The 20,630-nt window shown below is 29.4% G+C and carries 21 protein-coding genes and 1 tRNA gene; 11 read left to right on the top strand and 11 right to left on the bottom strand.

The window, feature by feature from the left end:
• Positions 1-25: 25 nt before the first annotated feature.
• Genes AC2TY9_RS03330 through AC2TY9_RS03310 form a run of 5 tightly spaced genes read left to right on the top strand, consistent with a single transcriptional unit; the run spans position 26 to position 5,323 of the window.
• Positions 26-955, top strand: coding sequence for a D-2-hydroxyacid dehydrogenase (locus AC2TY9_RS03330; RefSeq protein WP_489779517.1), 930 nt, complete (start codon positions 26-28; stop codon positions 953-955).
• Between the two features lie 29 nt (positions 956-984).
• Positions 985-1,416, top strand: coding sequence for a hypothetical protein (locus AC2TY9_RS03325; protein ID WP_489779516.1), 432 nt, complete (start codon positions 985-987; stop codon positions 1,414-1,416).
• 1 nt (position 1,417) lies between these two features.
• Positions 1,418-3,022, top strand: a complete 1,605-nt coding sequence (locus AC2TY9_RS03320; RefSeq protein ID WP_489779515.1) for an FAD-dependent oxidoreductase — start codon at positions 1,418-1,420, stop codon at positions 3,020-3,022.
• Positions 3,019-3,771, top strand: a complete 753-nt coding sequence (locus AC2TY9_RS03315; protein ID WP_489779514.1) for a succinate dehydrogenase/fumarate reductase iron-sulfur subunit — start codon at positions 3,019-3,021, stop codon at positions 3,769-3,771. Before AC2TY9_RS03320 ends, AC2TY9_RS03315 begins: the two co-directional genes overlap by 4 nt.
• Positions 3,772-3,790: 19 nt before the next feature.
• Positions 3,791-5,323, top strand: coding sequence for a carbon-nitrogen hydrolase family protein (locus AC2TY9_RS03310; protein ID WP_489779513.1), 1,533 nt, complete (start codon positions 3,791-3,793; stop codon positions 5,321-5,323).
• A gap of 22 nt (positions 5,324-5,345) precedes the next feature.
• Here AC2TY9_RS03310 and AC2TY9_RS03305 read toward each other — a convergent pair whose 3' ends face one another.
• From AC2TY9_RS03305 to AC2TY9_RS03275, 7 genes are all read right to left on the bottom strand, one after another.
• Positions 5,346-6,398, bottom strand: coding sequence for a TRAP transporter substrate-binding protein (locus tag AC2TY9_RS03305; RefSeq protein ID WP_489779512.1), 1,053 nt, complete (start codon positions 6,396-6,398; stop codon positions 5,346-5,348).
• Between the two features lie 55 nt (positions 6,399-6,453).
• Positions 6,454-6,729: a hypothetical protein gene (locus tag AC2TY9_RS03300; protein ID WP_489779511.1), complete on the bottom strand. Its 276-nt coding sequence runs from the start codon at positions 6,727-6,729 to the stop codon at positions 6,454-6,456.
• A gap of 109 nt (positions 6,730-6,838) precedes the next feature.
• Positions 6,839-6,913, bottom strand: a tRNA-Val gene (locus AC2TY9_RS03295).
• Positions 6,914-6,942: 29 nt separating this feature from the next.
• Positions 6,943-7,245, bottom strand: a complete 303-nt coding sequence (locus tag AC2TY9_RS03290; protein WP_489779510.1) for a hypothetical protein — start codon at positions 7,243-7,245, stop codon at positions 6,943-6,945.
• A 45-nt stretch (positions 7,246-7,290) separates the two neighbouring features.
• Entirely contained in the window at positions 7,291-9,072 is a 1,782-nt protein-coding gene (gene asnB / locus AC2TY9_RS03285; RefSeq protein WP_489779509.1) for an asparagine synthase (glutamine-hydrolyzing), read from the bottom strand.
• A gap of 1 nt (position 9,073) precedes the next feature.
• Positions 9,074-9,937 carry an AEC family transporter gene (locus AC2TY9_RS03280; protein ID WP_489780399.1) on the bottom strand — a complete coding sequence of 288 codons (864 nt, stop codon included), beginning with the start codon at positions 9,935-9,937 and terminating at the stop codon, positions 9,074-9,076.
• A 109-nt stretch (positions 9,938-10,046) separates the two neighbouring features.
• The gene (locus AC2TY9_RS03275; RefSeq protein WP_489780398.1) at positions 10,047-11,612 is read right to left on the bottom strand and encodes an inorganic phosphate transporter; all 1,566 of its coding nucleotides are present in this window, start codon (positions 11,610-11,612) and stop codon (positions 10,047-10,049) included.
• A 285-nt stretch (positions 11,613-11,897) separates the two neighbouring features.
• Here AC2TY9_RS03275 and AC2TY9_RS03270 point away from each other — a divergent pair, with 285 nt between their 5' ends.
• Complete coding sequence (locus tag AC2TY9_RS03270) at positions 11,898-12,110, top strand: hypothetical protein (RefSeq protein ID WP_489779508.1); 213 nt, start codon at positions 11,898-11,900, stop codon at positions 12,108-12,110.
• Between the two features lie 22 nt (positions 12,111-12,132).
• Here the strand turns inward: AC2TY9_RS03270 and AC2TY9_RS03265 are convergent, their stop codons facing one another.
• The 3 genes from AC2TY9_RS03265 to accB form a co-directional block, all read right to left on the bottom strand.
• Entirely contained in the window at positions 12,133-13,608 is a 1,476-nt protein-coding gene (locus AC2TY9_RS03265) for a DEAD/DEAH box helicase (protein ID WP_489779507.1), read from the bottom strand.
• Between the two features lie 216 nt (positions 13,609-13,824).
• Complete coding sequence (locus AC2TY9_RS03260) at positions 13,825-15,177, bottom strand: acetyl-CoA carboxylase biotin carboxylase subunit (protein ID WP_489779506.1); 1,353 nt, start codon at positions 15,175-15,177, stop codon at positions 13,825-13,827.
• 14 nt (positions 15,178-15,191) lie between these two features.
• Positions 15,192-15,659: an acetyl-CoA carboxylase biotin carboxyl carrier protein gene (gene accB / locus AC2TY9_RS03255; protein WP_489779505.1), complete on the bottom strand. Its 468-nt coding sequence runs from the start codon at positions 15,657-15,659 to the stop codon at positions 15,192-15,194.
• Positions 15,660-15,878: 219 nt separating this feature from the next.
• Between accB and AC2TY9_RS03250 the strand changes: the two genes are divergently transcribed.
• The gene (locus AC2TY9_RS03250) at positions 15,879-16,322 is read left to right on the top strand and encodes a deoxycytidylate deaminase (RefSeq protein ID WP_489779504.1); all 444 of its coding nucleotides are present in this window, start codon (positions 15,879-15,881) and stop codon (positions 16,320-16,322) included.
• A complete protein-coding gene (locus AC2TY9_RS03245; RefSeq protein WP_489779503.1) occupies positions 16,315-16,881 on the top strand; it encodes a methyltransferase domain-containing protein in 567 nt (188 codons plus the stop codon). Before AC2TY9_RS03250 ends, AC2TY9_RS03245 begins: the two co-directional genes overlap by 8 nt.
• A gap of 15 nt (positions 16,882-16,896) precedes the next feature.
• Here the strand turns inward: AC2TY9_RS03245 and AC2TY9_RS03240 are convergent, their stop codons facing one another.
• Complete coding sequence (locus AC2TY9_RS03240; RefSeq protein WP_489779502.1) at positions 16,897-17,781, bottom strand: AraC family transcriptional regulator; 885 nt, start codon at positions 17,779-17,781, stop codon at positions 16,897-16,899.
• Between the two features lie 144 nt (positions 17,782-17,925).
• On the opposite strand from AC2TY9_RS03240, the gene AC2TY9_RS03235 reads away from it, so the two are divergent.
• The 3 genes from AC2TY9_RS03235 to AC2TY9_RS03225 are packed head-to-tail and all read left to right on the top strand — an operon-like array spanning position 17,926 to position 20,623.
• Positions 17,926-18,666 carry a (Fe-S)-binding protein gene (locus AC2TY9_RS03235; RefSeq protein ID WP_489779501.1) on the top strand — a complete coding sequence of 247 codons (741 nt, stop codon included), beginning with the start codon at positions 17,926-17,928 and terminating at the stop codon, positions 18,664-18,666.
• A gap of 3 nt (positions 18,667-18,669) precedes the next feature.
• On the top strand, positions 18,670-20,049 hold the full coding sequence (locus tag AC2TY9_RS03230; RefSeq protein WP_489779500.1) for a lactate utilization protein B: 1,380 nt from the start codon (positions 18,670-18,672) through the stop codon (positions 20,047-20,049).
• Positions 20,039-20,623: a LutC/YkgG family protein gene (locus AC2TY9_RS03225; RefSeq protein ID WP_489779499.1), complete on the top strand. Its 585-nt coding sequence runs from the start codon at positions 20,039-20,041 to the stop codon at positions 20,621-20,623. The genes AC2TY9_RS03230 and AC2TY9_RS03225 overlap by 11 nt, the downstream gene beginning before the upstream one ends.
• The last annotated feature ends 7 nt before the right edge of the window (positions 20,624-20,630 follow it).

Below are 20,630 nucleotides of genomic sequence, written 5' to 3'. Positions count from 1 at the left end.
AATAAAATATGTAAAGGTATACAAAATGAAAATCGCATTTTTAGACAGAAAAACAATTGGTTATGATATTGATATAAGTAAGTTTGAAACTCTTGGAGATTTAACCATATATGACACTACAAATGAAGATGAGACTCTAGAAAGAGTAAAAGCTGCAGATATAGTAATTACTAATAAAGTAGTAATAGATAAAAAAATAATGGAAAACTCAAATTTAAAACTTATTTGTGTTACAGCTACAGGAACAGATAATATTGACCTAAACTTCGCAAAAGAAAAAGGTATAGTAGTTAAAAATGTTGCTGGTTATTCAACAGCTAGTGTCTCACAAGTAACTTTTGCCCATGTATTTCACTTTGTTCAAAAATTGAATTATTATATTGATTACGTGAAAAAAGGTAATTGGGGAGAGTCTGATATATTCACACATATAGACAAACCTTTTTACGAATTAGAAAACAAAAACTGGGGAATAATTGGTTTAGGTGAAATTGGAACGAAAGTTGCAACTATAGCAAAAAGCTTTGGCTGTAATGTAAGTTACTATTCAACTTCAGGTAAGAATTCTAATACAGATTATGAACAAAAAAGTTTAGAAGGATTATTAGAAAAATCAGATATTGTAACTATTCATGCACCATTAAATGATTCAACTTTTAATTTGATTAATAAGTCTAATTTAAATTTGTTAAAAGATGGAGCAATTTTAGTAAATGTTGGACGAGGTGGAATAATAAATGAAAAAGATTTAGCAGATGCAATAGATGGTGATAAACTACTATATTGTGGACTTGATGTAGTAAGTAAAGAACCAATACTAAAATCTAATCCACTAAATTTTATACAAAATAAAGATAGACTTATAGTTACACCACATATTGCATGGGGTTCAACAGAAGCTAGAAATAGAGTTATGAACTTAGTATTTGACAACATACAAGAATACATAGTATAATACATACTATAATTCGCATAGGAGCAAGCATGGATCCTTTACACTACACTTCAGAAGAGATGTATTCATCTACAGAGTTAATACGAAAGAGTAAAAAAATATTTGACAAGTTAAATAAAAAAGAGATTGAGAAAGCAATAATTTTACGTGATGGGAAACCAGGGTTCATGTTATTGGAGTTTTCAGAATATGAAAAAATGATGAAAGAATATTTAACTTTAAAGCAGATGAATAGTAACTCAAATAAAAAAATTAATGAAGAGATAAAAGTTACTAAAGATGAGAAAGAAACTAAAATTGAACATCAAAAAGTGGAACTTAGCGAAATGGATTTGGAAGAAGCATTAAAAGAGATTGAAAATTTAAATATTGGGGAAGAGTCTAGCTTAATAGCTAGTGATTCTTCAATTGATGAAAAGACAATAGAACAAAAAGAAGCTTTAAAAGAGTTTTGGGAGTAAAATGATTGATGTATTGATAATTGGTTCAGGAGGTGCAGGATTAACTGCTGCACTAAAGGCAAAAGAATATGGTAGTAAAGTACTTGTTGTATCTAAAACATATCCTACTCACTCTCAAACATGTCAAGCTCAGGGTGGAATTAATGCTGTATTAACTGAAACTAAAGACGATAACAATAATAATTATATAAATGACACCCATAAAGCATCTCATAAATTAGCAAATAAAAGAAATATTAAATACTTATGTGAAAACTCAAAAAATACATTAATGTGGTTAGATTCAATAGGCGTTCCTTTTAGTAGAAATGAAAATTCTGAAATTGCCCAAAGAAAATTTGGAGGCACAAAAGCTAAAAGAACTTGTTATAGTTCAGATTACACAGGCTTAAAAATACTTCATACATTATATGATCAATGTATTAAAAAAGAAATAGAATTTTTAAATGAACACTATTTATTAGATTTAATAGTAGAAGATAACTACGTAAAAGGTGCTATAGTTCTTAATATGCAAACATCCGAAGTCCTTCAAATAGATGCAAAAACTGTAATCTTAGCAACAGGTGGATATGCTGGACTTTATCATCAGTTTACAACAAACTCTTTTGTCTCAACTGGTGATGGTATAGCTGTAGCTTTAAGAGCAAAAGCAAAATTATCAAATATGGAATTTGTCCAATTTCACCCAACAACATTAGAAGACAAAAACATTTTAATAAGTGAAAGTGCAAGGGGTGAGGGTGGTTATTTAGTTGATAAAGATGGGAATAGATTTATTGATGAATTAAAACCAAGGGATGAAGTTGCAAGGGCAATCTTTAAAAAGAATCATGATGGGGAAAAAGTATATTTAGACCTAAGACATCTTGGTGTTGAAAAAATAAAAGAAGCAATGCCTCAAGAAAGAAAACTTGTAATTGACTTTTTAAATCTAAAAATGGAAGAAGATTTAATACCAATTAACCCATCAGCACATTATACTATGGGAGGCATCGAGACTGATATAGATGCCAAAACTTCTGTAAGAAATCTATATGCTTGCGGTGAGTGTTCACAAAGTGGAATTCATGGTGCAAATAGACTTGGAGGAAACTCTTTATTAGAGATTATCACTTTTGGGCAAGTAGCAGGTAAAAATGCAAGTGAATGTGCAAAAAACATTAATAATTTAACTGTAAGTGATAGGCAAGTTAAAAAAAATAAAAAAGAAATAGAAGAGATATTTAAAAAAGATATTAACATAGACTATTTAAAAATAAAAAAAGAGATAGGAAAGCTTTTTTTTGTAAATGTAGGATTATTTAGAGAAGAAAAAAAATTAATAAAAGCATTAGATTATATATATAAAAAGAAAGAAGATATTGAAAAAATTGGTATAAAAAACAAAGATAAAATATATAATAAAAACCTTATAGAACTACTAGAATTAAAAAATCTAATTACTCTTAGTGAAGCTATTCTTTTATCTGCAATTCAACGAAAAGAGAGTCGAGGAGCTCATTTTAGAATAGATTTTAAAGAGGAATCTTCAGAATATGAAAAAAATAGTGTCTGCTTATTAAATAAAGGCAAAATAGAAAACTACTTTGAGGATGTTCTATGATTATCAAGATAAAAAGATTTAATAAAGAACAAGAGATTGATGAAATAGTAGATTATGATATTAAACAAAAAGAAACTATTTTAGAATCAATTATTGAAGTAAAAGTAAAACATGATGAATCTTTAGCATTTAGGTGTGGATGTAGAACTGGTATTTGTGGAAGTTGTTCTGTAAGAGTAAATGGTGTAGAAAAGTTAGCTTGTAAAAGTAAATTAAATGGAAACGACTTAATAGAACCAATTAAAAATACAAAAGTGATAAAAGATCTAATTGTAGATTTAGAACATGAATCAAAACTTCTAAAAAACTCAAACTCATTTTTAAATAAATTAGAAGAAACTAAAATCACTAAAGAAGATGAAAAGTTAATAGATACACAAAGCAATTGTATACTTTGTCAAAGTTGTTTTAGCTCATGTCCTATCTATGAAGTAAATGATAAATTTTTAGGACCTTATGCATTAACAAGAGCTTTAAGATATGTAGACGATAAAAAAGAATCAGAAAAAGTACAAATCTTAGAAAAGGTACAAGATAATGGAGTATGGGACTGTACTTTATGTGGAAACTGCACAATTGTATGCCCCCAATTTATAGACCCTAAAACTGATATAATGAACCTAAGAATGAAATCTGTTCAAAATGGTTTTGAGGATAGATCAATGCAATATATGACAGGTGCAGGTTTTGATGGTGGATTTGACACAGGTTTTGATCCAACAGGTGGTTTTAATCCAAATGGATTTTAGTAAATAAAAAAGAATAAAGATGGAAGATACTGAACAAATAGACAAAATAGAATTGGTTTATCTAAAAAAAGAGGACCATTTAGAAATTGTACGATTAATGGAAAATGAATATAGACATCTTGATGATTCAACATGGACACAAGATGAATTTTATGCATTGATTGAAAAATTTGCAGATGGACAAGTTGGAATTAAAATCAATGATGAATTAGCTGGCTTTGCTCTATCAATTATTGTTGATTATAATAAGTTTGATGATACCCATAGTTATAAAGAGATCACTGGAGATTATAGTTTTAATACCCATGATAAAAATGGAAATATGCTTTATGGTGTAGATATTTTTATAAATAAAAAATTTAGGGGTCTAAGGCTTGGAAGAAGACTCTATGAGTTTAGAAAAGAGCTTTGTGAAGAAAAAAACCTCAAAGGTATTATTTTTGGTGGAAGAATCCCAAATTATGCAAAATATGCAAACGAGATAAGCCCAAAAGAGTATATACAAAAGGTAAAATCACGGGAGATTTATGACCCAGTTTTAAATTTTCAGTTATCAAATGATTTTTATGTACAAAGGGTTATTAAAAACTATCTTGAAGGTGATATTGATAGTAAAGAGTATGCATGTCTTTTAAGATGGGATAATATTTATTATACTAAGCCAACAACAACACCTATGCAAGAAAAGTCTGTAATTAGATTAGGGCTTATACAATGGCAAGTAAGACCTTATAAAAATATAGATGAAGTTTTAGAGCAAGCAGAATATTTTGTAAAGTCTGTATCAAGTTATAGAAGTGATTTTGCACTTTTCCCAGAATTTTTTAATGCTCCTTTAATGGCAAAATATAATCACTTAAGTGAAGCAGATGCAATAAGAAAACTTGCAGAGTATACACCTCAATTTAAAGATGCCTTTTCTTCCCTTGCAATCTCTTATAATATAAATATTATAACTGGAAGTATGCCAGAACTTGTTGATGGTATTCTTCAAAACGTTGGATTTTTATGTAAAAGAGATGGAACTATTGAAAGGTATGCAAAGATTCATGTAACACCAGATGAAGAAAAAGTTTGGGGATTACAAGGTTCAAATGAGATTAAAACCTTTGATACTGATTGTGGAAAAATAGGAATTTTGATTTGTTATGATTCAGAATTTCCTGAATTAAGTAGATTACTTGCTAATGATGGGATGAATATACTTTTTGTTCCCTTTTTAACGGATACCCAAAATGGTTACTCTAGAGTTAGGCTGTGTGCACAAGCAAGAGCCGTTGAAAACGAATGTTATGTTGCAATTGCAGGTTGTGTAGGTAACCTTCCAAAAGTAAGTAATATGGATATACAATATGCACAATCTGCAGTATTTACTCCTTGTGATTTTGCTTTTCCTGCAAATGGTATAAAAGCAGAATCAACGCCTAATACAGAGATGATTTTAATTGCTGATGTTGATTTAGAATTATTAAAAGAGTTACATAATATTGGAAGTGTAAATAACTTAAAAGATAGAAGAACAGATATCTATGATGTGATTAGAAAAAACTAATCACATCAATATCTTAATAAATTTAGATATTGTCTTTAATATATAAATAATCAGACATTTTTGTCCATTCTCTTACTTTTTTCAAATATTTATCTTGAGAATCTAAAACCTCTTTTAACGCAGGAGATTTAGCTGATAATTCTTCTCTTAGTTCTTTGTTTGCTTTTTTCATAGCATCCATAACTTCTTTTGGAAAAGTTTTTACTTGAATAGAAGGAATCTCTTCTTTCATTTTTTTCCATGCAGTAGCATTCATATCATAATTTTGTGCATACATATTATAAGCTGCTAATTTCATAGAGTTTTCTAAAATAGCTTGTAGGTGTTTAGGTAGTTTATCAAAAACTTTTTTATTAACCATGAAATGCATCTCTGATGCTGGTTCATGCCAACCTGTATAATAATATGGAGCTACCTTATGAAATCCCATATTTATATCCATTGATGGTCCTACCCACTCCAAAGCATCAATATTGTTTCGCTCTAATGCAGTATAAAGTTCACCTGGAGCAATATTTGTTACTTGTACACCAAGTTTTGCCATAATTTCTCCAGCAAATCCTGGTATTCTCATTTTAATACCCTTTAAATCTTCAACACTATTAATCTCTTTTTTAAACCATCCACCCATTTGAACTCCAGTACTTCCACCTGGATAAGAATAAAGATTGTGTCTTGCGTATACTTTTTGCATCAATTCTAAACCACCGCCATAATAAAACCAAGCGTATTGTTCGGGTGCAGTTAAACCAAAGGGCATAGACGTAAATGGTAAAGTAGCAATATCTTTACCTTTCCAGTAATATGAAGCGGAATGTCCTAAATCATATTGTCCACCTTTTACCATATCTAAAACTCCAAATGGAGCTTTATGTTTATTAGCAGCATCAACTTTAATTTTTAATTCGCCATTAGACATCTCTTCAGCCATTTTCGCCATATTAACAGCTGCATCAAATAATGGAGATAGTGTTGGTCCCCATGTGGTAGCCATTTTTAGTTTGTAAACTTTTTTTGCAGAAGAAAAACTTACAACTAAAGATACTATAACTAGTATTTTCACTAAATTTCTCATTTTTTCCCTTTTTTAAATAGATTAAAAAATTTTAACAGATTATTAATTAAGAATGTTATTTATTTTCAAGTTCAAAGTTAGAAATTTCTGATTCTGTGAGGTTTGAGTCTTTATTTTCATTATTTTCTATTTCAAAACCATTTTCATCATAGATTGGAGTAGATGTAGTAGTATTTTGAGATGCACTAGGATGTGTTTGAATTTCATTTTCAATCATTAATGCTAAGTGATCTTTAGATTCCTCAATACTATTAACTATAAATACATTAATACCAAGAAATAAAGAGATGGCAATGGCAATGAATAAAGTAGTAATTTCAAAATATCTCAAGTATGTCCTTAGTTATGGAAAAGAAAATATTTTGTATTATCGTTAAATTTTACTTAAAATAAAATATTATAAATATATAAATTTATTATTAATAGTTATTATATAAAGATGGTGGTCGTAACTGGATTTGAACCAGTGACCACCACCATGTCAAGGTGGCACTCTACCACTGAGTTATACGACCAAAAGAGTGAAATATTATCTTATTAGAACTTAAATAGTTAAATCATGTAGCTCACTAAATAAGAAAGCTTCTACAATTTCATCAATACTTCTTTGTTTTGGCGCAACTAAAATCGCAATACCTTCTTCTTGGAATTGCCATACATATTCAGCATCATTGATTACAACTACTGTTTCAACAAAAGCTTCAATATCATTTCTATCTTTATAAAACTTACAACTTGAAATTTGTCCTTCATTTAACTCTATAAAAGCCCAATATGATGACACATCAAGTGTTGTAATAATGGCTTCATGCCTTTTATTACTGTCAACAGGGATTAATAAATTCATGCATCTATCCTTTCAATGTTGCGTATTATATAGTTTTATGACTTATTAAAAAATATAATTCTTTTTGTACCAAATCGAGAAAATAAATAAACTCCATAAATGCTGTTTAAATTTTCTATTTTTAGATAAATTATAGATTTGTTTTATGTATTCATCGTTGAATAAAGCGGTTTCTTTGTTAACAAGTAAAATAGTATCTAAAATTGAATCTTTGTATTCTTCATGAATCCATTCATTAAAAGGGGAGTTAAAACCTTTTTTTGTTCGATTAATAATTTTTTCAGGGATATATTTAGATGCAATTTTTTTAAGAAGATATTTATTGGTGTCTCCAACTTTTATTTTTGAATCAATTGAAAAAACTAAATCAACTAACCTTACATCTAAAAATGGTGTTCTAAGCTCTAAAGAGTTTCTCATAGATACCCTATCAACTTTACTTAATAAAGCTTCACCTAGCCAAATTTTAAGATCTATATAACTCATCCAATCAACAGGGTCTTTTTTTGGATTTTCAGATTTAAAAGTGGGAACCTTATTAAATAACCTTTTTTTCTGTGAATCTGAAAAGATTTCACCAAAAGAGTTATATATGGTCTGTTTTTTTACTATTCTTCTTAAATATTCACTCTCTTTAGTATTATTTTGTAAGGCACTAATTATGGAGTTTAAAAATCCATTTTGATCGTCACTTAAAGTTTTTTCAAAATCATAATATCTTAAAAACTTTGCATAATTGTCATATCCTAAAAATAATTCATCGCTTCCTTCTCCACTTAAAACTGTTTTTATCCCCATATTATGGATTTTATTGGTTAAAATATTCAATGGAATTGCAGCACTATCACCATGGGGTTGTTCTAACGCTAGTAAAGTATCTTCAAAATACTCTATAAAATCATTTTTTGAAATAGTTACAGGGTGGTGATTAGAGTTAATATGTTCTGCTGTAATTTTAGCAAAATCAAGTTCACAATAGTTTTTATATTCATCATAGCCAATTGAAAAGGTATTGATTTTTTTATTTGTAATTTTTGAATAAAGTGCCGAGATTAAAGAGCTATCAATACCACCACTTAATAAACTTCCAACTTCTACATCTGAAACTAGTCTTGATTCAACGCACTTGAAAAGAAGTTCTTCAATTGAAAATAAAGCTTCATCTTCTGTTTTTATTCTTTTATAAGTGTTGATTTTATAATACTTCTTCATTGAAATTGTATTATTCTTTAAAATCATATATGTAGAGTTTTCTAAGGCATTGATCCCTTGATAAAAACTATTTTCACCTAAAGGTACAAAGTACTGTAAATATTGTGATAAGGCTACTTTATTTAGTTTTGGAGTTGTTCCAAGTATTTTAATAATAGATTTTATTGAACTTGAAAAAACAAAATTTTCTCCATCAAAATGATAGAAAAAAGGTTTTTTCCCATATCTATCTCTAGCACAAAAATATTTATCCTCTTTTATATCGTAAATACAAAAGCTAAACATTCCATTTATCTTATTTAAAAACTTCTCTTGGTATTTTTGATAGAGTCTAATTAAAACCTCTGTATCAGAAGCAGTTTTAACTTCTAAGTTTTCCTCTTTTATAAGCTCTTTATAGTTATATATTTCACCGTTAAAAACAATTAATATATCGTCAAAAACCATAGGTTGATTTGCTTCATTGTCTAAATCAATTATTGATAATCTTGTATGTCCAAAAAGTTTATTCTCTACTTGAACTTTTTTATTAAAATCAGGCCCTCTATTATTTAAGTTCTCTAAAGCTTCATCAAAATTTGATGAAAGGAAGTTACAACCTAATATACCACACATTTTATAGTCCGAAAAAGTTATGAATTATAAGAATATAGATATAAATAAATGCAACAAATACAGCAGAACTAATTAAAACTGAAAATGTTGTATCTATTGGTTTACAATTGTATAAAGCTGACAGGTTTACATTATTTACAGCTAAGGGTACAAGAAGTTCTAAAAAGATAATTGCACCAATAAATGGTTCTACATCAAATAGGAAAATCACATAAATACCAACCAAAGGAAGAATTATATGTTTAAATAAAGAGATATTTAATGCCAACTTCCAGTTTGCACTTCTAATTTTTACTTGGGACATAAATATCCCAAAAATTACTAATTGCATTACAATTGCTGCATAAGCACCCATGGTAAAAAATTTATCAAACTCTTCACTTAATGTAAAACCAAAATGGTTAAAGGCTAAAGCAATTATTGTTACATGAATGGCAGGGATTTTAAAAACCTCTTTTAAAGCATCGACAAATTTAAATTTATCTCCAGCAAAAAAGTATACAGAGAAGATATAGATAAAAAATACATTTGCAATATTTAAAATAGATGTATAAGGAACTGACGCAACTCCAAATAAAGCAATTCCCAAAGGGATACCTAGGTTTCCTGTATTTCCAACTAAAGATACTGCCCTGAAAATAGATTTATCTTGAATTTCATTTTTAAAAATAATTTTTGAATAAAAAAGTGCTAAGGCTAAGGTTATAAATATTACCACAAAATAGATAAGTGGTGATAGTATAAATCGTTCATCAATAGGGGTTCTAGTTAAACCCCAAAAAATAAGTATTGGTTGTAAGAAGTATAAGTTTAATAAAACAATCGTTTTTTCATTTACTTGCTCTTTGTATACAAGTTTAAAAATAAAGCCTATAATAATAAATAAATAGATTGTTGCTACTGAAATTAGTGCTTCGATAAAACGTCCTTTTTTAAAAAGGACATTTTATCATAATGTAGCAGTACCTTAGCTTTTAAGCCATTATACCTTTTATCATAAAGAAAATTGCAGCAGATAAACAAGCTGCCGCTGGAACTGTAATAATCCATGCAGCAATAATTTTTTTAACTGCATCTCTTTTTACATATTTAACTCTTTTTGCAAGTTTGAACTCTTTTTTCTCTTCTCTAACTTGATCAATTTTTTCATCAATAAGTCTATAAAGCTCAGCAATTCTTACATAGTCTGATTTACTTTTTTTCTCTAACTTTTCTAGTTCTACTAGTTCAAGTTCATAGTTTTCTAAAATCTTTTTATCTTTTTTAAACTTTCTTCTAGTATCAGCAATAAATTTTGATTCTGATGAGTCTAGAAATTCTCTTAAAAACCCAACTCCAAAAACACCACCAACGGCGATGTGTGTAGAAGATACAGGTAATCCTAATTGAGAAGCAATAATAACTGTAATAGCTGCAGCCATTGCTATTGAGAAGGCTCTTACTTGGTCAAGCTCAGTAATTTCAGAACCAACAGTTTTAATTAATTTAGGTCCATATAATGCAAGTCCAATTGCAATACCTATTGCACCAACTGCCATAACCCAAAAAGGAATACCTACTTTAGTATTAACTCCCGCACTCATAACAGCATCACTAATAGCTGCTAAGGGTCCAATCGCATTTGCAACATCATTTGCCCCATGGGCAAAAGATAATAGTGCAGCAGCGAAAATTAAAGGTATTATAAATAAAGTATTTACACCATCTCTATCATTTGAGATTTTTTTTGAAGCTTTTGCAATTATTGGTTTTATTAACACATAACATATTACAGCAATTACAATACCAATTCCTGCAGCTGATAAGAAATCAAGCTTAATAAGTTTTTTTATACCTTTTAAGATGAGGTATGTTGAAAATGCCCATGTCATAACAGCAACTAAAATAGGTACAAATTTATTTGCAGCTTCAATCAAATCCTTTTTATACATTATATTACGCTTTATATAGTATAAAAATGAAGCAGCAATAATCCCCCCTAATACAGGAGAAATGACCCATGAAGCAGCAATTTTACCCATTGTTCCCCATGAAACAATTTCAAATCCAGCAGCAGCAATTCCTGCTCCCATTACCCCACCGACAATTGAGTGAGTAGTTGAAACAGGAGCTCCTATTGAAGTTGCAAAGTTTAACCATAACGCAGCAGATAATAAGGCAGCTGTCATCGCCCAAATAAAGATATCAGGATTTGTAATTAAAGCAGGATCGATAATCCCTTTTTTAATCGTCTTAACAACATCCCCTCCAGCAATAAAGGCTCCTAAAGCTTCAAAAATTGCAGCAATAATAATAGCCCACATTAAAGTAAGAGCTTTAGAGCCAACCGCTGGTCCTACGTTGTTTGCAACATCATTTGCACCTATATTCATAGCCATATATGCACCAAAAACTGCACCTATAACTAAAAACATATGATTTTGAACTCCACCATGAGAATTATAAGACCATAAAAATACCAGCACCATAAATAAAAGGGCTAGTGATACTTTCGCAAAACCGGGTAAGGTTTTTTCAGTTGCCTTATCAAAACTTTCCATTGTGTTAATATCCAATGAGTATCCTTTTTTGTAATTGTTCTGTAATCTAATTTTGATAGGATTTTACTGGGTTAATATTTATACATTCTTTAACTAAACTTAAAAATTTTATAGTAAAAATTAGTATTTTATTTTATTTATCTATATTATATTCTTACGAAATTTTGAAATTCTTCATTAATTTTCCCTTAAAAAAACTAACTTTTTTCATTCAAGCTTGACAAAATAAATTTTTTTATGTAATATAGGTATAAAATATAGAGAAAATAAATAAAAGGAGACAAAATGAGTATTTCAATTATTAGAGAACAAGATTCTCACACTATTTCTAAAGTTAAAAAGAAATATGATGTATTTAGAGTTATTACAATGAAAAAAGGTAATTTAAATATTATTGAATTTTTTAATAAAGATGGTGCATTTAGAGGATTTGGAAAAAGTTCAAAAGAAGCTTATAAAAAAGCGAAGAAAACACTTAAAAACTACTACGCAGTTTAAAAGTGTTTTAAAGAGGAAGAGTTTAAGCTCTTCTACCTCTTCTTTCTGATGAATTTCTATCTGATGAATTTCTATTTCTAGATCTTCCACCTCTATCATTTCTAGATCTTCCACCTCTGTTGTAGCCACCTCGGCCTCTACCTTTTGAGCTTCTATCTCCACCTCTATCATTTTGAAGTCTTTCAAAAAGTCTTTGGATGTCATTTTCTGATTTACCTATGAAGTTTCCACCTTTAACATATGTATCATTTGTTAAAATAGAAGCCAATTTATGGGCAATAGTTGATAAATCATAATCTTCTTTTAAAGATTCAACTAAATCAATTCCAGAATCATAAACCTTTTGATCACTAATTTTACTTTTTAATGAATCAGTTTTTTTCTCTTTTACTGAATTAATATTTGGTATAACTTTAGCTTCAAGTTTTCCACCAGTATCTTTTTGAATTTTTTGTAACATTCTAAATTCATGTGGAGTAACAATTGAAACTGCTCTACCTTCTTTACCAGCACGACCAGTTCTACCAATTCTATGAACATAGCTTTCTGAATCAAATGGTAAATGGTAATTAAATACGTGAGATACGTCATTAACATCTAATCCTCTTGCCGCAACATCAGTTGCAATTAGAATTTCTAATTTGCTTTTTTTAAATGCTTTAATAGCCTCTTCTCTTTGTCTTTGTTCCATATCACCATGAAGTCCCTTTGCAGAGAATCCTTGAGATACTAAAAAAGTAGAAAGTCTGTCAACTTCTTTTTTTGTTCTACAAAAAATAATAGATTTTTCAGGGTTTTTAAAATCATATAATCTAATTAATGCGTCATCTCTTTCATGTTCATCAACAACATAAAAAGATTGAGTAATTTTTGAGTTTGTAACTTCACTTTTTGTGATTGTAATAAACTCTGGTTCTTTTAAAATAGTTTTAGCTAAGTTTTTAATAGCTGTTGGCATAGTTGCAGAAAATAGTAAAGTTTGTCTTTGCTCAGGAAGATATGTAAAAATTTCTTTTATATCATCTAGAAATCCCATATCTAACATCTCATCTGCTTCATCTAAAACAACAAAAGATGGTTTAATATTGATTTTTCCACCCTTTAAAAGATCTAAAAATCTTCCTGGAGTAGCAATAATAACACCTGCATTTTCGATATGTTTTAATTGTCTTGAGTATGATTGTCCACCATAAACTGTAGCAGTATTGATTTTTAGATTTTTACCAAATCTAAATAATTCATCTGAAACTTGCATTGCAAGTTCTCTTGTTGGAACAATAACAACAGCCTCAACGCCAGAGTTACCCTTCATCATATTTAATATTGGAAGTCCAAATGCAGCAGTTTTTCCAGTTCCTGTGTGCGCTTGACCGACAATATCTTTTCCTTCTAAAACTACAGGAATTGCATCTCTTTGAATTGGGCTTGGTTCTTTGAATCCAGCTTCAGTGATTGCATCTTGTAATCTTTCTTTTAAATTAAACTCGTTAAAAGTCATTGGTTACCTTAATATGTAAATTTAATACACAGCAATATAACCTTTAACTCAAAACTAAGTATAAATTAAAAAACTGTTAAATCGATATTTAAACAGGAGCTTGAATTGCAGACTCAAAGTAAACTATAGATTATATTTTCGTGTAAGTGGCGGATTATATCTAAATTAAGATAAATATAAGCTTTTGTAGAATAAGAGTGGATTTCCACTCTTATTTTATAGGTCTTCTAAACCTTTGTAGTTTTCTAAATATTTTGTATCATAATTATTTGAATTAAAATCTTTATTTTCCATCATTTTTATATGGAATGGAATTGTTGTTTTAATCCCTTCTACTTCAAATTCGTTTAATGCTCTTTTCATAATATTGATAGCTTTTTCTCTATCTCTTCCCCAAACAATTAGTTTCCCAATCATTGAATCATAATATGGAGGAACTACATATCCAGCATAAACATGTGAATCAACTCTTACATTTCTACCACCTGGAACAAACCATTGTTTTACTTTTCCTGGACAAGGTAAGAAGTTATTTGGGTCTTCTGCAGTGATTCTAACCTCAATAGCATGACCTCTAAATTTAATAGACTCTTGAGAAGGCAATTCTTCACCTTCTGCTACTCTAATCATCCATTCAACAATATCCATACCTGATACCATTTCAGAAACAGGATGTTCAACTTGAAGTCTTGTATTCATTTCCATGAAGTATACATTTTGTTTATCATCTGCTAAAAACTCAAATGTACCAGCACCCTCATAGTTTAAATATTTAGTAGCTTTAACTGCAACATCGTGAAGATGTTTTCTTGTTTCATCACTTAATAAAATTGCTGGAGATTCTTCAATTACTTTTTGGTGTCTTCTTTGTAGAGAACAATCTCTTTCACCAACATGGATTGCATTTCCATGAGAATCACCAATAACTTGAACTTCTATATGTCTTGGGTTATTGATAAATCTTTCAAGATACATAGTCCCATCACCAAATGCAGCTAAGGCTTCAGAAGATGCAGCTGTAAATAGATTTTCAAATTTATCTTCAGACTCAATAAGTCTCATACCTCTACCTCCACCACCAGCAGAAGCTTTAGCCATAATAGGATATCCAATCTCAGCTGCTACTTTTTTACCTTCTTCAACAGAATGTACAGCACCTTCAGATCCAGGAACAACAGGAACACCAGCTTTAATCATCTCGTCTTTTGCTTTAGACTTATCAGCCATTTTTTCCATAACTTCTGTTGATGGACCAATAAATTTAATTCCATGTAATTTACAAATTTCTACAAAATCTTGATTTTCAGATAAAAATCCATATCCTGGGAAAATTGCATCACAACCTGTAATTTCAGCAGCAGTAATTATTGCTGGAATATTCAAATATGAATCAATTGATTTAACATCACCAATACAAATTGCTTCATCTGCATGTTTTAAATATGCCGCATTTTTATCCCCTGCAGAATAAACAGCAACAGACTTTTTACCCATTTCTCTGATAGTTCTAATAGCTCTTTGAACTATTTCACCTCTATTGGCGATTAATATTTTTTTAATTTCAGCCATGTGAAACTCTCAGCTTATATTTTTTCAATTAAGAAAAGTGGCATGTCATATTCAACTGGTGCAGAGTTATCAACTAATATTTTTAAGATTTTACAATCAAATTCAGCTTCAACCTCATTCATGATTTTCATAGCTTCTAAGATACATAAAGTTTGACCTTTTTTAACTGTATCTCCCTCTTTAACAAAAGTAGGTGCTTCTGGAGATGGAGAAGAATAATAAGTTCCAACCATAGGTGCGTTAATAGTATCACCACAAACACTTGGATCTTCAGTTGAACAAGTTACTGTATTGTTTGCAACAGGAGCAGGTGCTGCTGAGGGAGCAGGTGCCACAACAGAAGCAGGTGTTTGGTTTACAACAGTACCAGTTTCAAACCCTTTTTGCATAGATAATTCAAATTCACCATCTTTTAATTTTAATTTACTTAATTCACTTTTATCAAAAATTCTTATTAATTCTTTTACTTCTTTAAAATCCATATTTAACCTTTTCTTTTTAAATTTAGGCAATAATACCATAAAATTTGTTATAATTTCTTTTTTAAAAATCAATTTTTTTTAAAAATCTACTCTTTTTAAAGCAAAACTAGTATGAAATTGAATAAAATTAACTAAAAATAGATAAAAAAATAGCAGTTTATATTTTTACAATTTAAATGAAATTTTAATGTAATTAATATATAACTTTAAAGGAAAAGCATGATTAGTGACCTAAACTTTATCAACATTGCCCATGAGATTGCAAGTGCTTCGAAATGTGTGTCAAAACAAGTTGGTGCAGTAATAGTAAAAGATGGAAGAATTCTATCAACCGGATATAATGGAACTCCAGCTGGATATACAAATTGTAGTGAGCATTGGGATAATGAATATACAAAAGATCATCATGATTGGTCAAAAACTTATGAGATTCATGCTGAGATGAATGCAATTATATGGGCAGCAAGAAAAGGTATTAGTATAGAAGACGGTACTATTTATGTAACACTTGAACCATGTAGTGAGTGTTCAAAAAATTTAATTGCCGCAGGAATAAAAAGAATTGTTTATGATAAAGCTTATGAACATACAAACTCAGGAGTTGTATCTAAATTTATTAAAGATAATGGCGTTACCATAGAAAAACTAAATAGAGATGTCTGAGTTAAATCATAAGTTTTATAAATCTTCATATGAAACCTTTGGCGTTACAGCAAGGGGAGTTCACTGGAATTCAATGAAAAATCAATATATTAGGTTTGAAGTGTTGACAAAATTTTTACACAAAGATTTAGAAAACTCTTCAATTTTGGATTTGGGCTGTGGTTTTGCAGATTACTTATACTTTTTAGAAGCTAAAGAGATAAAACCAAAGCAATACCTAGGTATTGATTGTGAAGATTTCATGATAGCAGAATCAAAAAAAAGATTTCCCCAAAATGAATTTAAAATATTAAACTTTTTAGAAGAGGATATTCCTAAAAAAGATTACATAATTTGTAGTGGCTCACTAAATATTTTAAAAGAGAAAGAGTTTTTTTATGCAATAGAAAAATGTTTTAACTCTTCAAAAAAAGGTTTTGTTTTTAATTTCTTAAAAAAAGACTCCTTTAATAAGATAAAAGAAGAATCAATTATCAATTTTTGTAATAAATTAAGTGAAAAAGTAATCATTTCAAATCCATATCTACCCAATGACACAAGTATATTTATTAAGAAATAGATTTCTTAACAATTATTAAACATATTGTATTGGAAGATATAAAGTTGCTTCAAACTTTCCACTTATGTGAGTATAATGGTTTTGTTTTAATATGGTATGAGCAGGGTTTGTTGTAGTTTCAAATCCACTTTTTGGAAGCCAATCTTGATATACCCATTGTAATAATCTTAAGATATCTCCATGAACTCCACTAATCTCAAAAGAAGCATATAATCCTCCAGAGATTTTAAAATAAGGTAAATTGGTATTTGATAAATCTATCTCCTCTTCTACAAAAACTGCTGCAACATAAACACAATCCTTTGCTGGAGTAATTACAGGGTTATCATGGTAAAAAGCTAATTCTTTATATTTTGTTATGTTATTAGTAAAAATCCAAGCTTGAATCTTTTGCCATGTTTTTTTTAAAGACTCTTTACTATACCCTTTGTTTCTTAGATAATAAATCTTCATAGGATCAACTTTTACAATCTTTGGTTCACTTTTGTCAAGATTTTTAATCTCATCAAAATTAATATCAATATCTTTTAAAATATTATTAGCATAATTTTTATATCCTCCCTCTCTCCACCCTTTAGGAGTTTGATTAAATCTTAGTCTAAATGCTCTTATAAATGAAGTTTGTGAAGAGTACCCACACATAATAGCAACCTGCTTAATTGTAGATGATTTATTGGTAAGTAATAAATTAGAAGCTTTATATAATCTAATATCTTTTATCGCTTCATATATATTTTTCCCTATTTGTTCTTTAAATATATTTTGAAAATATACACGACTAAGTTCAAATTTATTTGCTAGTTCGATAATATTTATATCTGTGTCTATATTATTATATATATAGTTCATTGTATAGTTTGCTATTTGAGTATGTTTTTTTTGGGTTGTCTTTTTTTGCATTTTTCCTTTATTATATTAAAAACAGATATAAAAAATATTAAAAATAGATAACTATTTATCTAAAATTATCACACTTTTCTTATATAATGATATTAGAATGACTAGATAATGAAAAAAAAGCCAAATGGTAGACTAGGAGAGAAAATGAAAGTAGGTTTGTTTATTCCCTGTTTTATGAACGAACTTTACCCTAATTGTGGTATTGCAACATTAAACATTTTAAAAAATTTAGATATTGAAGTAGAATATCCAATGGAACAAACATGTTGTGGACAAGCCATGTCAAATTCGGGGTGTTCAAAGGACATGAAAGTATTAGCAGAACAGTTTGTTGATATTTTTAAGAAGTATGACTATGTTGTTGCTCCAACGGGATCTTGTGTAGTAACAGTAAAAGATCATTATAAACCATTTTTTGAAGAAGATGATAAAGATTATAATAAAGTAAAAACATCAATTTATGAGATTAGTGAATTTTTGCATGATGTTTTAAAAATCGAAAAACTAAATGCAAAATTCCCTCACAAAGTGGGTCTGCACAATTCATGTCATGGACATAGAATGTTAGATTTAGGAACACCAACAGAGCTAAATATTCCATATAACAATAAACTAAGAAATCTTCTTGAAATGGTTGAAGGTATAGAGATTGTTGAATTAAATAGAGAAGATGAGTGTTGTGGATTTGGAGGAACTTTTTCTGTAACAGAACCAGATATCTCTGTAGCTATGGGTAAAGATAGAATAAAAGATCATATTGATTCAGATGCTCAAATCATAACAGGTGCAGATATGTCTTGTTTGATGCACATGGAAGGTATAATCAATAGAGAAAAATTACCAGTAAAAGTTATGCATATAACTGAAATCTTAGTAGGGGAGTAAAAAATGAGTATACATAATCACCCACTTAAAGCAAAAGAGTTTGTTGCAAATGATGAAAGAATGCATTGGCATGATAAAGCCTTATGGTTTGTAAGGGAAAAAAGAGATAAAGCTTCTAAAGGTATTCCTGAGTGGGAACAACTAAGAACTTTTGCAGATCAAGTAAAAACACATACTATGGCAAATCTTGATAAATATCTTTTAGAGTTTGAAGAGAATGCTTCTAAAAAAGGTATTAAAGTGCATTTTGCAAAGGATGCGCAGGAGCACAATGAAATAGTATATAAAATTTTAAAAGAAAACAGTGTAAAAAAAGTTGTTAAATCAAAATCTATGTTAACTGAAGAGTGCCATTTAAATCCTTATTTAGAAGGTAAAGGTTTAGAAGTTGTTGATACAGACTTAGGTGAAAGGATTGTTCAATTTAGAAAAGAGGTTCCTTCACATATCGTTCTTCCTGCAATTCACTTAAAAAAAGAGGATGTATCTGATACTTTTCATAAAGAATTAAATACTGAAAAAGGAAATTCAGATCCAACATATTTAACAAGAGCAGCAAGGGCACATCTAAGAGAAAAATTTTTAAACGCAGATGCAGGAATCACTGGTGTAAACTTTGCAATAGCACAAACAGGTGGAGTTGTAGTTTGTACAAATGAAGGAAATGCAGATATGGGGGCTTCTTTACCAAAACTGCATATTGCATCAATGGGTATTGAAAAAATCATCCCTAGACTTGAAGACTTAAGTGTTTTTACAAGATTACTTGCAAGAAGTGCAACAGGACAACCTATTACTTCATATACATCACATTTTCATGGACCAATTGAGGGTGGACAGATGCATATTGTCATAGTTGATAACAAAAGAAGTCCTTTCTTACAATCAAAATCTTATAAAAAAGCTTTAAACTGTATTAGATGTGGTGCTTGTATGAATACTTGTCCAATTTATAGAAGAAGTGGTGGTCATTCATACGATTATGTTATCCCTGGACCTATAGGTTCAACATTAGGAACATTCAGGGATCCTAAAAAACATAAAACCTTATCATTTGCTTGTAGTTTATGTGGTTCTTGTACAAATGTGTGTCCAGTTAAAATTGACCTTGATTCTCAGTTGTATACACATAGACAAGACTTAAGGGAAAAAAATATTATTTCAACTAAGAAAAAAGTAATTATGCAAGCAGCTGTTTGGCTAATGACAAAACCAAAACTATTTACATTTGCAGGAAAAGTTGCAAGAAAACTAGTTCCTATTATGCCAAGGGCACTTTTATATAATAAATTTAACGTTTGGGGAGAGGGCAGAGAATTACCACCTTTTCCAAAGAAAAGTTTTAAAGAGATTTACAAAGAAGGATTAGAAAATGACAAGTAAAGAGCAAATTTTACAAAGCATTAGAAAAAATAATGTAGTTGTTGATACAGAGTTACCTTCTTATAAAAATATTGGGATTAAATATGAAAATCCCTATGAACAGTTCTCTACAATGCTTGAAAGTGTTGGAGGGAAAGCACTTTTTATAAAAAAAGAAGAATTAGATAAAACAATTTTAGAATTATATCCCAATGAAAAACAAATAGCTTCAAATGTGGATGGTTTTACCCTTGGGAATTTTGATTCAAATGCACAAGATGACGCACACAATCTAAAAGATATAGATTTAGCAGTGGTAAAAGGTGATGTTGCAATTTCTGAAAATGGTGCAGTGTGGTTAAATAATCCAGATAATAGACATAGAAGTTTATATTTTATTGCACAAAATATTGTTATTGTAGTAGATAAAAAAAATATTGTTCATAATATGCATGAGGCCTATGAGCAGATAAACTTTGATAAATCAACATATGGAGTATTTGTAAGTGGTCCATCGAAAACTGCAGATATCGAACAATCATTAGTAATAGGAGCCCATGGACCAAAATCAGGATATGTAATTTTTATTGATTAATGATATA

Source organism: Arcobacter sp. ISO1 (assembly GCF_058105185.1).
This window is presented reverse-complemented; position numbering and strand designations above follow the sequence as displayed.

Excerpts from the sequence above, each read along its gene's own strand:
- AC2TY9_RS03330 (WP_489779517.1), top strand. The coding sequence starts at position 26 with ATGAAAATCGCATTTTTAGACAGAAAAACAATTGGTTATGATATTGAT.
- AC2TY9_RS03325 (WP_489779516.1), top strand. The coding sequence starts at position 985 with ATGGATCCTTTACACTACACTTCAGAAGAGATGTATTCATCTACAGAG.
- AC2TY9_RS03320 (WP_489779515.1), top strand. The coding sequence starts at position 1,418 with ATGATTGATGTATTGATAATTGGTTCAGGAGGTGCAGGATTAACTGCT.
- AC2TY9_RS03315 (WP_489779514.1), top strand. The coding sequence starts at position 3,019 with ATGATTATCAAGATAAAAAGATTTAATAAAGAACAAGAGATTGATGAA.
- AC2TY9_RS03310 (WP_489779513.1), top strand. The coding sequence starts at position 3,791 with ATGGAAGATACTGAACAAATAGACAAAATAGAATTGGTTTATCTAAAA.
- AC2TY9_RS03305 (WP_489779512.1), bottom strand. The coding sequence starts at position 6,398 with ATGAGAAATTTAGTGAAAATACTAGTTATAGTATCTTTAGTTGTAAGT.
- AC2TY9_RS03290 (WP_489779510.1), bottom strand. The coding sequence starts at position 7,245 with ATGAATTTATTAATCCCTGTTGACAGTAATAAAAGGCATGAAGCCATT.
- asnB (WP_489779509.1), bottom strand. The coding sequence starts at position 9,072 with ATGTGTGGTATATTAGGTTGTAACTTCCTTTCATCAAATTTTGATGAA.
- AC2TY9_RS03275 (WP_489780398.1), bottom strand. The coding sequence starts at position 11,612 with ATGGAAAGTTTTGATAAGGCAACTGAAAAAACCTTACCCGGTTTTGCG.
- AC2TY9_RS03270 (WP_489779508.1), top strand. The coding sequence starts at position 11,898 with ATGAGTATTTCAATTATTAGAGAACAAGATTCTCACACTATTTCTAAA.
- AC2TY9_RS03265 (WP_489779507.1), bottom strand. The coding sequence starts at position 13,608 with ATGACTTTTAACGAGTTTAATTTAAAAGAAAGATTACAAGATGCAATC.
- AC2TY9_RS03260 (WP_489779506.1), bottom strand. The coding sequence starts at position 15,177 with ATGGCTGAAATTAAAAAAATATTAATCGCCAATAGAGGTGAAATAGTT.
- accB (WP_489779505.1), bottom strand. The coding sequence starts at position 15,659 with ATGGATTTTAAAGAAGTAAAAGAATTAATAAGAATTTTTGATAAAAGT.
- AC2TY9_RS03250 (WP_489779504.1), top strand. The coding sequence starts at position 15,879 with ATGATTAGTGACCTAAACTTTATCAACATTGCCCATGAGATTGCAAGT.
- AC2TY9_RS03245 (WP_489779503.1), top strand. The coding sequence starts at position 16,315 with ATGTCTGAGTTAAATCATAAGTTTTATAAATCTTCATATGAAACCTTT.
- AC2TY9_RS03240 (WP_489779502.1), bottom strand. The coding sequence starts at position 17,781 with ATGCAAAAAAAGACAACCCAAAAAAAACATACTCAAATAGCAAACTAT.
- AC2TY9_RS03235 (WP_489779501.1), top strand. The coding sequence starts at position 17,926 with ATGAAAGTAGGTTTGTTTATTCCCTGTTTTATGAACGAACTTTACCCT.
- AC2TY9_RS03230 (WP_489779500.1), top strand. The coding sequence starts at position 18,670 with ATGAGTATACATAATCACCCACTTAAAGCAAAAGAGTTTGTTGCAAAT.
- AC2TY9_RS03225 (WP_489779499.1), top strand. The coding sequence starts at position 20,039 with ATGACAAGTAAAGAGCAAATTTTACAAAGCATTAGAAAAAATAATGTA.